This is a genomic window from Streptomyces sp. NPDC034084 (assembly GCF_055575535.1).
On record NZ_JBVISK010000008.1, the window covers coordinates 134,809 to 149,795 of the forward strand.

10 protein-coding genes and 1 pseudogene are annotated in these 14,987 nt (G+C 73.0%); 5 read left to right on the plus strand and 6 right to left on the minus strand.

All coding sequences use genetic code 11. The features are described from left to right. The first annotated feature begins 45 nt into the window (after positions 1 to 45). Positions 46 to 1,602, plus strand: coding sequence for an MFS transporter (locus ACZ51I_RS27355; RefSeq protein ID WP_468880854.1), 1,557 nt, complete (start codon positions 46 to 48; stop codon positions 1,600 to 1,602). Between the two features lie 81 nt (positions 1,603 to 1,683). On the opposite strand, the gene ACZ51I_RS27360 is transcribed toward ACZ51I_RS27355, so the two are convergent. Continuing rightward, positions 1,684 to 2,793, minus strand: a complete 1,110-nt coding sequence (locus ACZ51I_RS27360; RefSeq protein WP_468880857.1) for a hypothetical protein — start codon at positions 2,791 to 2,793, stop codon at positions 1,684 to 1,686. Positions 2,794 to 3,106: 313 nt separating this feature from the next. On the opposite strand from ACZ51I_RS27360, the gene ACZ51I_RS27365 reads away from it, so the two are divergent. Further along, a complete protein-coding gene (locus tag ACZ51I_RS27365) occupies positions 3,107 to 4,174 on the plus strand; it encodes a glycosyltransferase (RefSeq protein WP_468880860.1) in 1,068 nt (355 codons plus the stop codon). A gap of 87 nt (positions 4,175 to 4,261) precedes the next feature. Here ACZ51I_RS27365 and ACZ51I_RS27370 read toward each other — a convergent pair whose 3' ends face one another. From ACZ51I_RS27370 to ACZ51I_RS27390, 5 genes are all read right to left on the minus strand, one after another. Further along, positions 4,262 to 5,104: a DUF6227 family protein gene (locus ACZ51I_RS27370; RefSeq protein ID WP_468880863.1), complete on the minus strand. Its 843-nt coding sequence runs from the start codon at positions 5,102 to 5,104 to the stop codon at positions 4,262 to 4,264. Between the two features lie 72 nt (positions 5,105 to 5,176). Continuing rightward, positions 5,177 to 6,253, minus strand: coding sequence for a P1 family peptidase (locus ACZ51I_RS27375; protein ID WP_468880865.1), 1,077 nt, complete (start codon positions 6,251 to 6,253; stop codon positions 5,177 to 5,179). A gap of 26 nt (positions 6,254 to 6,279) precedes the next feature. Further along, the gene (locus ACZ51I_RS27380) at positions 6,280 to 7,065 is read right to left on the minus strand and encodes an SDR family oxidoreductase (RefSeq protein ID WP_468880867.1); all 786 of its coding nucleotides are present in this window, start codon (positions 7,063 to 7,065) and stop codon (positions 6,280 to 6,282) included. Positions 7,066 to 7,244: 179 nt separating this feature from the next. Further along, positions 7,245 to 9,776: an ATP-binding protein gene (locus ACZ51I_RS27385; protein WP_468880868.1), complete on the minus strand. Its 2,532-nt coding sequence runs from the start codon at positions 9,774 to 9,776 to the stop codon at positions 7,245 to 7,247. Between the two features lie 41 nt (positions 9,777 to 9,817). Continuing rightward, positions 9,818 to 10,987 (minus strand): low temperature requirement protein A, encoded by a 1,170-nt coding sequence (locus ACZ51I_RS27390; RefSeq protein WP_468880871.1) that lies wholly within the window; start codon positions 10,985 to 10,987, stop codon positions 9,818 to 9,820. A 213-nt stretch (positions 10,988 to 11,200) separates the two neighbouring features. On the opposite strand from ACZ51I_RS27390, the pseudogene ACZ51I_RS27395 reads away from it, so the two are divergent. From ACZ51I_RS27395 to ACZ51I_RS27405, 3 genes and pseudogenes are all read left to right on the plus strand, one after another. Then, positions 11,201 to 11,350, plus strand: a pseudogene (locus tag ACZ51I_RS27395) (pyruvate formate lyase family protein); the annotation flags it as partial. 162 nt (positions 11,351 to 11,512) lie between these two features. Then, positions 11,513 to 12,661, plus strand: a complete 1,149-nt coding sequence (locus ACZ51I_RS27400; protein WP_468880873.1) for an MFS transporter — start codon at positions 11,513 to 11,515, stop codon at positions 12,659 to 12,661. Next, positions 12,658 to 14,982, plus strand: coding sequence for a molybdopterin oxidoreductase family protein (locus ACZ51I_RS27405; protein WP_468880875.1), 2,325 nt, complete (start codon positions 12,658 to 12,660; stop codon positions 14,980 to 14,982). Before ACZ51I_RS27400 ends, ACZ51I_RS27405 begins: the two co-directional genes overlap by 4 nt. The last annotated feature ends 5 nt before the right edge of the window (positions 14,983 to 14,987 follow it).

Here is a 14,987-nt window from a genome sequence, read left to right on the forward strand (position 1 = left end):
CATCTAGGACACGACCTGACCTATATCCCTCCTATCTTTCTTCGTATGAGTTCACACGACGCCGCCACCGAAGCGACAGCGGCCACCGAAGCTTCAGCGGCCACCGAAGCGGCAGCGGCCGGCGACAAGCGGCGCTGGATCGCCCTCGCCATCGTCATGACCGCCGCCTTCATGGACCTCGTCGACGCCACGATCGTCAACATCGCGATCCCCAGCATCGAGAAGGACCTCGGCGCCTCGTTCGGGGCCATCCAGTGGATCACCGCCGGGTACGCGCTCGCGTTCGCCGCCGGTCTGATCACCGGCGGGCGGCTCGGGGACATCTACGGCCGCAGGCGTCTCTTCCTGCTCGGCACCGCCGGCTTCACCCTCGCCTCGGCGCTCTGCGGTTTCGCGGCCAACGAGGAGATGCTGGTCGGCTCCCGCCTGCTCCAGGGCGCGGCGGCCGCGATGATGGTGCCGCAGGTCCTGTCGATCATCCACGTCACCTTCCCGGCGCACGAGCGCGGCAAGGTCTTCGGCATGTTCGGCGCGATCATCGGCCTCGGCGCGGTCTCGGGCCCGCTGCTCGGCGCGCTGCTCACCCAGTGGAACATCGCGGGTCTCGAGTGGCGCCCGATCTTCCTGATCAACCTGCCGGTCGGCGTCGCCGCCCTGATCCTGGGCCGGAAGTTCATCATCGAGTCGAAGGCGCCGAAGGCGCTCAAGCTCGACATGGTCGGCGTGCTCCTCGTGACGACCGCGCTGCTGATGCTGGTCTACCCGCTGACGCGCGGCCGTGAGCTGGACTGGCCCCTGTGGGGCCACCTGATGATGGCCGGCAGTGTGCTCGTCTTCGGCGCGCTCGTGGCGTACGAGAAGTACAAGACGAAGAAGGACGGTTCGCCGCTCGTCGAGCTGTCGCTGTTCAAGGTGAAGAGCTTCGCGGCCGGTATCGCGGTGCAGCTGACCTTCGGTGTGGTGCTCGGCATCTTCTTCCTGGTCTGGACGCTGTACATGCAGATCGGGCTCGGCTGGACCCCGCTCAAGGCCGGTCTGACCGGGGTGCCGTTCTCGATCGCGGTCTCCGTGGCCGCCGGCATGTCCGTGCAGAAGCTGGTGCCGCGCTTCGGCCGGAAGGTGCTCCAGGCGGGCGCGCTGACGATGATCGCGGGCATCCTGCTCTACCTCTTCGAGGCGGGCCGGTACGGGACCGGCATCCACTCCTGGCAGATGGTTCCGCCGCTGGTGGTCATGGGTCTCGGCATGGGTCTGATCGTGGCGCCGCTGACGGACGTGGTGCTGTCGGAGGTGCCGAAGGAGCACGCCGGTTCGGCCTCGGGCCTGATCAACACGACCGGTCAGATGGGCAACGCGCTCGGACTCGGCCTGGTGTCCGTGGTCTTCTTCGGGACGATCGACGACGAGCGGCTCGCCAAGGCTCCGGGCGAGGTGGGGACGGCGTTCACGGACGCCTTCCAGAACTCGCTGGGCTGGGCGGCGGGGGTGCTCGCCGTGATCTTCCTGGTGATGTTCGCCCTGCCGGCGAAGCCCAAGCAGCACCTGGAGGGCGGCGCCGAGGAGTCCGTGGTGATCGAGAAGGAGCCGGTGCTCGCGCACTGAGTCCGGTCGCGGAAGGGCCCTGACTTCGGGATTCGCTCCCGGAGCCAGGGCCCTTCGGTATGCCCTGTGCCGGCCGTGCCGTCAGTTCGTGTTGACGGCGCCCGCGTGCTTCAGGTCACCCTTGAACCGGAAGGCGCGCAGGGCGACGGGTGTGGGTGTCGCCTGCGCCACCCAGGGTTCGTTCCAGAGGAAGCCGCCCATGTTGAGGGCCCCATGGGTCTGCCAGACGGTTCCCGCCGTGGTGATCACCTTGACGTAGGCGTCGTTGCCCCGTGCCTCGATGGCGATGCCGCAGGCATTCGTCGGGTAGTTGGGGTTCGCGGGGTCCATCCCGACGGTCGTCGGGTTGGAGAGGTCCTGCCAGGAGATGGTCCCACCGAGCACGGCCGCCTTGCCGACGAACGCCCTGCCGTTGTACAGCGCCGCCTGGAAGTCCTCGGTGTTGGACGGGCTGTAGGCGTCGATGTCGATGCAGGGACCGGTCGCACCGGTCGCTCCTGTGGCTCCGGTCGCTCCTGTGGCGCCCGTGGCGCCCGTCGCTCCGGTCGCCCCAGTCGCTCCGGTCGCCCCAGTGGCTCCGGTCGCTCCTGTGGCCCCAGTGGCGCCGGTCGCTCCTGTGGCTCCGGTAGCGCCCGTAGCGCCCGTCGGCCCAGTGGGTCCTGTCGGCCCAGTGGGTCCCGTCGGCCCAGTGGGTCCCGTCGGTCCCGTCGGTCCCGTCGGGCCGGGCGGCCCCGTGGGTCCGTCCTCGCAGTGGTCATCGCCGCCACCACCACCGCCATCGCCGCCGACGGCGCGCAGCGCGGCCTCGGTCAGGGCGCGGGGCTGGTGGCCCTCCATCAGGGGCTGGAGCCGGTGGTCCAGGAAGGCCGAGAGGTCACCGTGCGGGGGTGGGCCCTGCTCCCAGGGTGGCGGACCGTCCTCGTGGTCCGGCGGCGGTCCGTCCTCCTCCCACGGCGGAGGGCCGTCCTCCTGGTGCGGGGGCCGCTCCTCGCAGGGATCGCCGGTCGGGGGGCCCGCCAACGTCATGCCCAGGGCGCCGTGTTCGGGGGACTCCCCCCACGTGGCCGCCGTGGCCGGAGACGCGAAGCCGGTGAGTACGAGCGCGACCGAGGCGATGGCCCCGCCGCTGATCCAGGCACGCCGCCGGGGCAGCGGGCCGAGCGGGGACCTTGTCCTGGCATCAGGACGCATGCATGCTCCTTCCTCCACCGGCCGGGCGGCCGGTGTGAGCGTGGTCGAGAGGGAGGCGGATTCCGCGCTCCTGGTCGGATCATCGGATCGCGCATGCAAAGACTTGATGATTTTTCGGCACTCTCAACGCCATGGCCTAGCACGGATAGCCGAATGGATGCGTACGCGTCGGCGAACTTCGAACGGCTCGTCGGCGCGGCGGCACGGTGCTCCGGGAGCCCGTTCGTAGGGTCGCCCCCCACCGACCGCCCCGACCGCTCCCCCGACCCCCACCGGAAGTGGTGTTGCCGTGCGTCCGTCCATCTGCTTGTGCATGATCGTCAAGAACGAGGCCGCGGTGATCGAACGCTGCCTCGACTCCGTCCGCGGACTCGTGGACACCTGGGTCATCTCCGACACCGGATCCACCGACGGCACCCAGGAGCTGATCCGCAAGGCCCTCGACGGCGTCCCCGGGGAGCTGCGCGAGGAGCCGTGGGTGAACTTCGGCCACAACCGCAGCCTGAACATCGCGCACGCCCGCGGCCGGGCCGACTTCCTGCTGCTCCTCGACGCCGACCACGTCCTGCGACGGGAGGGCCGGCTGCCCGCGCTCACCGCCGACGCGTACATGATCCGCCACCTCGGGAACGTCGAGTACCGCATCAAACGCCTGGTCAGAGGCGATCTGCCGTGGCGGTACGAGGGTGTCACCCACGAGTACCTGACGGCCGACCGGGACCACGTCCAGGAGAACCTGGACGCCCTCGTCATCGAGGACCACGCCGACGGCGGCTCGCGCCACGACAAGTTCGAGCGCGACGCCCGCCTCCTCGGTGCCGAGCTCGACCGGGACCCGACGAACACCCGGACGGTCTTCTACCTCGCGCAGACCCTGCGGGACATGGGCCGCTCCGAGGAGGCCGTCGCCCTCTACGAGCGGCGCGCGGCCATGGGCGGCTGGGGCGAGGAGGTCTATTTCTCCCTGCTCCAGTCGGGCGTCCTGCGGGCCGACGCCGGGGACTGGCCGGCCGGGATGGACGCCCTCTCGCGGGCCTGGGAGTCGCGGCCCGGACGGCTGGAGGCCTGTTACGAGCTGGTGGCACGGCTGCGGAAGCTGCGGCGCCACCACGCCGCCCACGCGGTCGTGTCCGCCGTCCTGGACCGGGAGCCGCCCGACGACGTGCTGTTCACCCAGCCGTGGGTGTACCGGTGGGGGCTGCTCTTCGAGTACTCGATCACCGCGTACTGGGTCGGTGACCACGCCGCCTCGCTCGCCGCCTGCGACCGGCTGCTCGCCCTCCCCGACCTGCCGGAGAGCTACCGCGAACAGACCCGCGCCAACCGCGAGTTCGCCGCCCAGAGGCTGGCCGAGGCCGCCGCCCCCGCCCTCGTCCCCTGAACGGACGGAACGGGGCCGGCGCCCTCGTGCCGACACCCGCACGCCGGTCCCGGCCGGTCGACGGGCCCCGTCGCCGGTCCCGGCCCCTCAGCGCACCCGCGAGCGGGCCTCCATCGCCCTTCGGGCCGCGTGCTCGTCCTCGTACACCTCGCACATGTGCCGGCCGTCCGGCGTCGCCGTGTGCTCGACCTCCCAGAGGCTGACCTCGCTGCCGTCGAGCAGCAGGAACTGGTGCTCGTAGAGGGTGAAGCCGGCGTCCCGGCCGCCCTCCATCGGGCAGTGGCGTCCGAAGGCCTGCGTGATGTGGTGCGCGAAGGCCAGCCGGAGGCGGCGGGCCGTCCGCTCGCCCGGCCGGTCCGCGTTCTCCGCGCGGCGCAGGACGCGGCGCGCGTGGTCGGCGGAGTTGTCCGGAACGTACGTCCGGGGCTGGGCGGGTATCGGGCGGGCGAGCAGGGCGCCCAGCACCTCCAGGTCGTCGTCCTCGTCGAGGACGCGGCCGTCGGAGTGCTCCGCCGTCCAGCCGGTCAGAGGTCCGGTCGGGAGGCGGGAGGCGGCGAGCCGCGCCTCCGCCTCATCCGTGTACAGCTCGTGCTGCTCGGTGCCGTCCCGGCCGGCGTTGTGCACGAGCTCCCAGAGGCTGAGCGCGCTGCCGTCGGCGAGCAGATAGGTGTGGCGGTGGGTCGTGCGGTGCAGCGACGCGCTGTGGTGCGAGGAGTGCGGCGCGCTGGAGTGCGCGAGCGCCGTGCCGAGGCGCTCGACGGTCGAGTCGGGCAGGTCGAAGGAGTTGAGCGCCCGGCCGAGGAGCCGCTCAAGGTGCGTCTCGGTCGTCTCGTACGGATCGTGAGGATCCTGCGGATCGTTCAAGGGGGTCTCCAGGCCGTCGCCGCATGTCACTTGGTGCTTGCACAACGTAGTCCCTGGGTCTGACATCGTGTCCGGCGTTCGGGAAAACGAGGGGCCCGCGGGGGAAGTTCCCGCCCGTTGCCGCCAACTCCCGCCGCGCTACCGGAAGTACGCGTCCGCGTCCGGTCCGTACAGCTCACGGTACGAGGGGAAGTCGCCGCCCGGGCCGCGCAGCCCGCCCGGGGCCGCGAGGACCGCGCGGACGATCGCCCGGGTCACCAGGTCCGCGCCCGCCGCCAGGATCTCGTTCAGCGCGAGCGGGCCCGGTCCCTCCGGCAGCTCCCGCGCCCCGGTGGCGAGCGCGAAGACCGTGTCCCCGTCGTTCATCAGATGGACCGGACGCACCGCGCGCGCGATGCCGTCGTGCGCCGTGCCCGCGACCTTCCGCGCCTGGGCCCGGGTCAGCGCCGCGTCCGTCGCGACGACGGCGAGCGTGGTGTTCAGCGGGGGCGGGGCGGCCGCCCTCCGTGCCTCCGCCAGGCGCCGCAGGGCGGCCTCGTGGACGGCGGGGTCCGGGAAGGCGGGCCGGCCGGGCTCGAAGTAGCTGCCGTACGGGGCGCCCGTCGTCGGGTCCACGGCCGAGCCCACCGCGTTCACCACCACGAGCGCGCCGACGGTGATCCCCGACTCCAGGACGGTGCTCGCCGTCCCGACCCCGCCCCGCAGGCCGCCGGCCACCGCCCCGGTGCCCGCGCCGGCCGCGCCCGTCTCCACGCGCGCGTGGTCCCCGCTCGCGGCGGCCGCCTCCACCGCCGCCCGCCCCGTCGCCGCGTCCGGGCGGGCCGAGAAGTCACCGCCCCGGCCCAGGTCGAAGACGCACGCGGCGGGCACCACCGGCACCACGTGGGACGGGTCGGGGCCGACCCGTACGCCCCGGTTCCGCTCGGCCAGCCAGCCCATCACCCCGGCGGCCGCGTCCAGGCCGTACGCGCTGCCGCCGGTCAGGACGACCGCGTCGATCCGCCCCACCACGTTCCGCGGGTCCAGGGCGTCTGTCTCCCGCGTGCCGGGCCCGCCGCCCCGTACGTCCACGGCGGCGACGACCCCGCCCTCCGGGGCGAGGACCACCGTGGTGCCGCTCAGGGCCCCGGGCCCGGCCACGCGCGCGTGCCCCACGCGCAGCCCGCTCACGTCGGTGATCGCGTCCTGACGGTTCGTCTCCTCGGGCAGTGTCATGTCCCCTGCCTACCACGGGGCTTGGGTCAGCGCTTGGGGCCGAGGTAGGTGCCGCCCGACGCGTCGATCACGGTGCCGGTGATCCAGCGGCCGTCCTCCGAGGCCAGGAAGGCCACCGGGTCGGCGATGTCCTCCGGCTGCCCCACCCACGGCAGCGCCTGACCGCCGACGAGCATCCCCTCCAGCTCGGGCATCGCCGCCATGGCGGCGGTGAGCCGACCGGTCTGCGTCGGGCCCGGGGCGACCGTGTTGACGGTGATCCGGCGCTTCCCGACCACGTTGGCGAGGGTGCGCGTGAAGGTCTCCATCGCACCCTTCGTCATCGCGTACGCCAGCTCGTCGGCCAGGGCGATCCGGGTGACCGCCGATCCGACGTTGACGATCCGGCCGCCGTCCCGCAGCACCGGCAGCAGCCCCTGGACGAGGAAGAACGGCGCCCGGACGTTGACCGCGAAGACGCGGTCGAACCGCTCCGGGGTCTCGTCCGCGAGATGCCCGCCGGAGCCGGTGGCGGCGTTGTTGACGAGGACGTCGAGCGCCGCCTCCCCGGTGTGGGCGGTGAGCCCGGCCCGGACGCCCTCGACGAGCGCGAGCACCCCGTCGTGTGTGGCCAGATCGGCCCCGACGGAGAAGGCCCGCCCGCCGTCCCGGGCGATCAGGTCCACGGTCTCCTGCGCGGCGGCGGCGTCCTGCCCGTAGTGCACGGCGACGACCATCCCGTCACCGGCGAGTCGCCGTGCGATCGCCCGCCCGATCCCCCGCGAGGAACCGGTGACGAGGGCGGTACGGGTGGGGGTGGTGTGCTGCTGCATGGCTGTCTCCTCGGGCTTCCCCTGCGGCCCGGGGCGTCTCCCCGGGGCACAGGAGCAGCCTCACGCCGAGCGCTGACGAACCGCTGACCGTCCACTGACCGCTGGTCCAGGCGCGGAAGCCCGGGCCCGGGGTGGGGGCGCCGTCCTGTGGGACGAGACCCCACGCGGCGGGCCGGCGCTCACGAGCCGCCCGGTTCCTGTGGCGCCCGCAGCCCCGCCCGCCGGGCCGTCTCCGTCGCGCGGGTGCGGTCGGCCGCTGCCGACGTGGGGTCGCCGGTGGCCTCGTGGACAGCGGCGCGGCGGTGCAGCAGGTCCACGACGTCCTCCGCGACGCCCAGCGACTCGAAGAGCTCCAGTGCCTCCGCCAGGAGGGGCAGCGGGTCGGGGGAGTGGGCCGCGAGGCCCTCCAGGGCGGTCGCCGTCCCCCATCGCTCGCCGAGCGCCCGGAAGCCGCTGAGGGCCTGCGCGAAGAGTTCCTCGGCGAGCCGGGAGCCGGGCGCCAGGTGGGCGCGGCCCACCAGGTCCAGGGCGCGGGACCAGGGGTCGTCGCCGAGTCGGAGGCCCTCCACGGGGCCGAGGGACGCCGACCAGAGGAACGCCGTGTACGGCTGCCGCAGCGGAGCCGTACGCGCGGTGAGGAAACCCCTGGCCCGGTCGACGTGTTCGCCCTCCCGCAGGCCCGCCGCGAGGACGCACAGCGCGTACTCCTCGCCCAGCTCCGCCGCCGGCTCCACCCGGTCGAGCAGCTCCGCGGCCGGCGCCGCCACCCGGCCCCGGAGCCCCCGCAGCCACCAGTACGGGCTGAGCGCGGCCACCAGCCGCAGTCCGTCCTCCGGCGTGCCGCGCCGCAGCGCCGCCCGCAGGTTCGCGTCCTCGGCGTCCAGTCGGGCCAGCCACTCCAGCTGGGCGGGTCCGCGCAGTTCGGGATCGGCCGCCTCGGCGAGTTCCCGGTAGTACGCGTGGTGGGCGGCGATCACCGGGTCCCCGCCGGGGAGCCGCTCGGCGGCGTACGCGCGGATCGTCTCCAGCATCCGGTACCGGCCGTCGTCCCGTGCCTCCACCAGCGACTTCTCGACGAGCGAGGCCAGTGGGCCCGAGCCCGCCCCGCACACCCGGGCCACCGCCTCCGCCGTCGCGCCGCCGCGGAACACCGAGAGCCGCGCGGCCAGTTCCCGCTCCTCCGGTTCGAGCAGCGACCAGCTCCACTCCACCACGGCCCGCAGCGTGCGGTGCCGCTCCGGCGCGCTGCGGTCCCCGCGCGACAGCAGCGCGAACCGCTCTCCGAGACCGTCCGCCAGCTCCTCCACGGTCAGGTTCCGCAGGCGGGCCGCCGCCAGTTCGACGGCGAGCGGCAGCCCGTCGAGCCCCGCGCAGAGCTCCGCCACGCGCGCGTGGCCCGTGAATCCGGGCCGGACCGCCGCCGCCCGCCGCACGAACAGCTCCTCCGCCGCCTCCGGCGTGAGCGCCCCGAGCGGCAGCAGCGACTCGCCGGTGATCCCCAGTGCCTCCCGGCTCGTCGTCAGCACCCGCAGCCCGGGGCAGGCGGCGAGCAGCCGCCGAACGAGGAACGCCGTCTCCGCGACGACGTGCTCGCAGTTGTCCACGACCAGCAGCACCGGCCGCCACGCCAGGGCCGTTTCGAGACTCGCCGCCCCCCGCACCCCGACCGCCGCGGCGAACGCCTCGGCCACCTCGCCGGACGCGGAGCCCCCACCCCCGGCCGCCTCCGCGACTTCACCGGAGCGCGCACCCGCCACCGCCCCCAGGTCCACGAAGCACACCTCCCCCGGGAGACGCGCGGCCACCTCCAGGGCGAGGCGGGTCTTGCCCGCGCCGCCCGGGCCGACCAGGGTCACCAGGCGGGCGGCGCCCAGCAGGGAGGCCAGCCGTTCCCGCTCCCGCTCGCGGCCCACGAAGTCCGTCAGCGCCGCGGGCAGCGGCGGGAACGCGCGCTCCGGCCTCCGCGCCCCTCCCCGCAGCAGCTCCAGGTGTACGGCGGACAGCTCCGGCGACGGATCGGCCCCCAGCTCCTCGGCGAGGGCCGCCCGGACCTCCTCGTACACGGCGAGCGCCTCCGCCTGCCGCCCCACAGCCCCGAGGGCCCGCATCTGCAGGGCGCGCAGCCGCTCCCGCAAGGGTTGCTCCCGCGCCGACCGGTCCACCTCCCGTACGACCTCGGCCGGGTCATCGCCGGCGGTCAGCGCGGCCGCGGCCCACTCCTCCACCGTGTCGAGCCGCAGCGCGTCGAGCCGGGCCGCCTGGCCCGCCGCGAACGGCGCGTCCCGCACGTCGGCGAGCGCCGGCCCCCGCCAGAGTCCGAGCGCCTCCCGGAGCAGACCGGCCGCGCGGACCGGGTCGCCCGCCGCGCGGGCCCGCGCGCCGTCCCGGGCGAGCGCCTCGAACCGTACGACGTCCACGTCCGTGGCGGGATCCCCGACGGCCAGCCGGTACCCGGCGGTCGCGAACTCCACCGTGACGCCCGGCGGGAGGGCCCGGCGCAGCCGCGAGACCTGTGCCTGGAGCGCGGCCTGGGCGCCGGCCGGCGGCTCGTCCCCGTACAGCCCGTCGACGAGCCGGTCCACCGGGACGGTCCTGCCCGCGTCGAGGAGGAGCCGGGCGAGCAGGGCGCGGACCTTGGGGCCGCCGGCGGCGGGCGCGGCGGCGCCGGTGGCGTCCGTCACCGTGAGCGGCCCGAGAAGGCGGAAGATCATGGGCCGATTGTGTCCCGGCGGGCGGCGCCTCCTCCAGCGGTCTACCTCGCGCGCGTGGCCGGGTTGCGGGCGGTCAGGGTGACCCCGACGGCGATCGTGGCCGCCGCGACCAGCCCGGCCGCGAGGACCGCCCAGTGGCCCGCGAACGAGCACATGAGGATCGCGAAGGACGCCACGGGCAGGACCAGTTGCTGGGCGATGCCGACCTTGAAGTAGCGGGCGTGCAGCAGCCACACGGACAGCAGGAACACGGCCGAGGGGATCGTCACGGCGGCGGAGGCGGCGAGCGTGGAGATGTGGGCCTTGCCCACGGCCTGCTCCACGGCGATCTCCAGGCCCGCTCCGACGGCGGCGGCCGACGCGAAGATCACGTAGTGGCCGTAGCCCCAGAGGAAGCCCTGTCGGGTGGAGGTCAGCCGGTCGTGGGCGGGAACGACGAAGTAGATCCACCAGGCGGCGAAGACCAGCAGCAGGCCGCCCGCGGCGATCGGGAGCACCTCGCCGAGGGCGTCGTTCTCGACGATGCCGGTCTTCACGGCGACGGTCGCGGCGGCGACGGTCTCGCCGAGCACGATGATGGTGAACAGGCCGTACCGCTCGGCGATGTGGTGCGGATGCCAGGCGCTGGGGGCTTTCTTCTCCGCGTACACCGGTACGGCCATCTCGGCCACGACCATGACGAGGAAGACCCACGGGCGGGCGGGCTCGGGGGCGAGGACCAGCGCGAGCCAGCCGACCTGGCAGGCGAGGACCCCGCCCGCGTACCGGCGGCACATCGTCCGCTCGGCCGCGTCGGTGGCGTGGTGGGCGGCGCGCAGCCACTGCGAGGCCATGGCGACCCGCATCACGAGGTAGCCGAGGTAGACGACGAGGAAGTCGTGCTCCTCGAAGGCGCGCGAGACGCCGGCGGCGAGGACGAGCACGCCGGCGATCTGGACGAGGGTGACGACCCGGTAGAGCACGTCGTCGTTGTCGTAAGCGGAGGCGAACCAGGAGAAGTTCATCCAGGCCCACCAGATCGCGAAGAAGATCATCGCGTAGTCGAGGATCCCCTCGCCCGCGTGGCCCTCGGCGATCGCGTGCACGAGTTCGGCGCCGGCCTGGGCGACGGCCACGACGAAGCACAGGTCGAAGAAGAGCTCCAGGGGCGTGGCGACCCGGTGCGACTCCTCGCGGGAGCGGGCGGTGAGGGGCAGGAACGGTTGTGTCATGTGCCCCAGCACAGCAGAGCGGACGGCGGGCCCGCCCACCTGCCACGCCCGTGGCCTCCTGTCCGGCGCCTCCCGGGCGGCAGCGCCGTCGGCCGCGCACCTCCCTACGGCCCGGCACCGACGGGACCTGGGCCCGCCCTTCCGGTGACCATCGGCACTCCCGTCCCCTGAGGCCGCGGCCCAGCCTGGAAGGGCAAGCACCCTCCCGTCATCCCGGTCCGGGACGAGACCGGTCTCGCCACCGACTACCTCGTCGAGGGCGACTACCCGGCGTACGGCAACAACGACGAGTGCGCCGACGCGATCGCGGTCTGGCTGGTCGAGGAGTTCATGCGGAAGTTCCGCAAGCACCCCACCTACCGGAAGCCGTTCACCCTGCACGACACGCCGTCCCCGCCCCCCGAGCAGGTCGCCGCGGCGCGTGAGGTGTTCCGCTCCCACGGTCTGCACGCGATCTAGTGACGCCCTCACCCCACTACCTCTCAAAACGGGGCAAAAGGGTGCGTGCAGCCTTACCGTGGCCGCGTGACCGAGCCACCGAAGACCGCCGAGCAGACACCTCCGCCGAGCGGTCCCACCCTCGCGGCCCCGCCGTTGATCGCCGGGGCCACCCTGCAGAGCTCTGGCGAGCCACCGCAGACCCCCGCAGCCGTGCGCCGCCGCGCCACCCTCGCCGGCGCCGCCGTCTCCGCGCTGCTGATCCTCGCGATCGTCTTCGGCAGCCGCCTGCTCCGCGACTTCGACTCGGCCCTCCTGCCGTACGCCGTGGCCACCGTCTTCCTCGCCTTCGGCGTCGCCTACCGCTACACGGTCTGGATCTCCGCGCCCGGCGCCCGCCGCCTGTTCCGGAAGGGCTGGGGCTCCTTCTTCTCCGTCGCGAACTTCCGCAAGGCGCCCACCGCCCTACCGAAGATGATCGCCACCTACCTCGGCTTCCAGAAGTTCCTCGGCGCCCGTTCGCACGCCCGCTGGGCCGCCCACCAGCTCATCTTCTGGGGCTGCCTGCTCGCCGCGGCGATCACCTTCCCCCTCACCTGGGGCTGGTTCACCTTCACCTCCGGCAGCGGCTCGGGCCCCGGCTACGAGATGCGGATCTGGGGCTTCAAGATCATCGGCTTCGACGCGCTCAACGCCGTCGGCTGGCTGATGTTCCACGGCCTGGACATCGCCGCCGTCCTCGTCATCGCCGGCGCCTCCTACTTCCTCCGGCGCCGCATGAAGGACCGGGCCGCCATCACCGGCCAGCGCTTCGCCTACGACCTGGTGCCGCTGATCGCCCTCATCGTCATCTCGGTGACCGGGCTGCTGCTGACCTTCTCGTCGATCTTCCTGCACGGCGGAGGCTACGAATTCCTCGCCGTCCTCCACATGGTGTCCGTCGTCTTCACCCTCATCTACATCCCCTTCGGGAAGTTCTTCCACATCGTCCAGCGGCCCGCCGCCGTCGGCATGCAGCTCTTCAAGTACACCTCCCGCCGCAGGGACGAGGACGAGATCCTCACCTGCCGCCGCTGCCATGAGCCCATCGACACCGCCCCGTACGTGGAGAACCTCCAGGGCACCATGCGCGACCTCGACCTCGGCTTCGACGAGTGGGCCGAGTACTGCCCCCGATGCAAGCGCGTCCTGCGCGGCACCGCCTACCTCGACCACGTGAAGAAGGGGTTCAAGTGACCGCGACCGACCCCGCGACCACCCCCGGCCGACCGCTGCCGCTCGACCCCTCCCTCGCCCCGCCCGGCACCCGCAACTTCCGCGACGCCGGAGGCCTCCCCGCCGACCGCTGGCACGCCGACCAGAACGACGAGACCCTCGTCCCCACCCACTGCTGCTTCTGCGGCGTCCAGTGCGGCATGTACCTCCGGGTCGACCACCACGGCAAGGTCTTCGGCGTCGAACCCCGCAACCACGACATCAACCGCATGCGGCTGTGCCCCAAGGGCATCAACGCCTACCAGCAGGTCAACCACCCCGACCGGCTCACCGCCCCCCTCATGCGCGGAAACCGCGACGAGGAGTTCCGCGAGGTCAGCTGGGAGGAGGCCCTCGACCACACCGTCGCCGAGATCCGCCGCATCCAGGGCGAGTACGGCAACGACGCCTTCGGGCTCCTGGGCGGCGCCAGCCTCTACTCCGAGAAGACCTACCTCGTCGGCAAGTTCGCCCGCGTCGCCCTCAAGACCCGGCACGTCGACTACAACGGCCGCCTCTGCATGGTCTCCGCCGCCGGAGCCAACAAGCTCGCCTTCGGCATCGACCGCGCCGGCAACCCCTTCTCCGACATCCTCCTCACCGACTGCCTCCTCATCGCAGGCTCCAACGTCGGCGAGTGCTTCCCCGTCATGACCCAGTACCTGTGGGGAGCCCGCGACCGGGGCGCCACCCTCATCGTCGTCGACCCCCGCGAGACCGCGATCGCGCGCACCGCCGACGTCCACGTGGCCCTCAAGCCCGGCACCGACTCGGCCTTCTTCAACGCCGTCCTGCACGTCGTCGTCGCCGAGGGCCTCACCGACGAGGCCTACCTCGCCGCCCACACCACCGGCTGGGACGAAGTCAGACGGACCGTCGCCGACTACCCGCCCGCCCGGTCCGCCGAGGTCTGCGGCGTCCCCGAGGAGCAGATCGTCCAGGTCGCCCGCATGTTCGCCGGCGTGGGCAGGGCCATGGCCTGGCACGCCCGTGGTGTCGAGCACCACTCCCAGGGCGTCGAGAACTGCCTCACGATCATCAACCTCTGCGTCGCCACCGGGAACATCGGCAAGCCCGGTGCCGGCTACGGCACCATCACCGGCCAGGGCAACGGTCAGGGCGGCCGCGAACACGGCCAGAAGTCCGATCTCCTCCCCGGCGGCCGCTCCATCACCAACCCCGAGCACCGCCGCCAGATCTGCGAGATCTGGGGCATCGACGAGGCCGAACTCCCGCCCGCCGGCACCTCCATGATGGAGATGGTCTGGCAGATGCAGCGCAAGGAGATCCGCGGCCTCATCGGCATCTGCAACAACCCCTTCGTCTCCCTCCCGAACTACGCCACCGTCAAGGACGGCTACGACACCCTCCAATTCCACGCCCAGTTCGACTTCTTCCTCTCCGAGACCGCCGCCAACGCGCACGTGGTCTTCCCCGTCACCGTCTGGGCCGAGGACGAGGGCGTCATGGCCAACGCCGAGGCCCGGGTCGTCAAGCACAACAAGGCCCAGGAACCACCGGCCGGTGTCCGCACCGACACCTGGGTCATCTGCGAGCTCGCCAGACGGCTCGGTGCAGGCGACAAGTTCGCGTTTCCCGACTCCCGCTCCGTCTTCGAGGAGCTCCGCATCGCCTCCGCCGGAACCGTCAACGACTACTACGGCATCACGTACGAGCGCCTGGAGCAGACCGGCGGCATCGCCTGGCCCTGCCCGAGCACCGAGCACCCCGGCACCCCCCGCCTCTTCGAGGACGGCCGCACCTACCACCCCGACGGCAGGGTCCACCTCCAGGTCGTCGAATGGCACCCGCCCATGGACCCGTACAGCGAGGAGTACCCCCTCTCGCTCACCACCGGCCGCACCGTCGCCCACTTCCTCTCCGGCAACCAGACCCGCCGCCTGGGTGCCCTCGTCGAGCAGACGCCCCGACCCTGGGTCGAGGTCCACCCCTCGCACGGCTTCCGCAACGGCGACCCCGTCCGCGTCGTCACCCGCCGCGGCAGCGAGGTCTTCCCCGCGCTCGTCACCGAGGCCATCCGCCCCGACACCGTCTTCGTGCCGTACCACTGGCCCGTCCCCACGGCGGCCAACGCCCTCACCATCGACGCCCTCGACCCGCGCTCCAAGATCCCCGAGTACAAGGTGTGCGCCGCCCGCATCGAGGCCGCCGAACGCATCGACGAGGTCCCCGCCCCGCCCACCGCCCCCGGACACCAGGCCTACCCGGAGACCCAGGTCTCCCGCACCGACCCGCTGCCTCCCACCTCACCCCAGGGCCGCGGCACCGCGGAGAGGAGCTGACCCGC

Bases quoted from the DNA above. Each gene is read 5' to 3' on its own strand.
- ACZ51I_RS27380 (WP_468880867.1), bottom strand. From the start codon at position 7,065: ATGCAGCAGCACACCACCCCCACCCGTACCGCCCTCGTCACCGGTTCC.
- ACZ51I_RS27375 (WP_468880865.1), bottom strand. From the start codon at position 6,253: ATGACACTGCCCGAGGAGACGAACCGTCAGGACGCGATCACCGACGTG.
- ACZ51I_RS27355 (WP_468880854.1), top strand. From the start codon at position 46: ATGAGTTCACACGACGCCGCCACCGAAGCGACAGCGGCCACCGAAGCT.
- ACZ51I_RS27370 (WP_468880863.1), bottom strand. From the start codon at position 5,104: ATGTCAGACCCAGGGACTACGTTGTGCAAGCACCAAGTGACATGCGGC.
- ACZ51I_RS27390 (WP_468880871.1), bottom strand. From the start codon at position 10,987: ATGACACAACCGTTCCTGCCCCTCACCGCCCGCTCCCGCGAGGAGTCG.
- ACZ51I_RS27385 (WP_468880868.1), bottom strand. From the start codon at position 9,776: ATGATCTTCCGCCTTCTCGGGCCGCTCACGGTGACGGACGCCACCGGC.
- ACZ51I_RS27360 (WP_468880857.1), bottom strand. From the start codon at position 2,793: ATGCGTCCTGATGCCAGGACAAGGTCCCCGCTCGGCCCGCTGCCCCGG.
- ACZ51I_RS27365 (WP_468880860.1), top strand. From the start codon at position 3,107: ATGATCGTCAAGAACGAGGCCGCGGTGATCGAACGCTGCCTCGACTCC.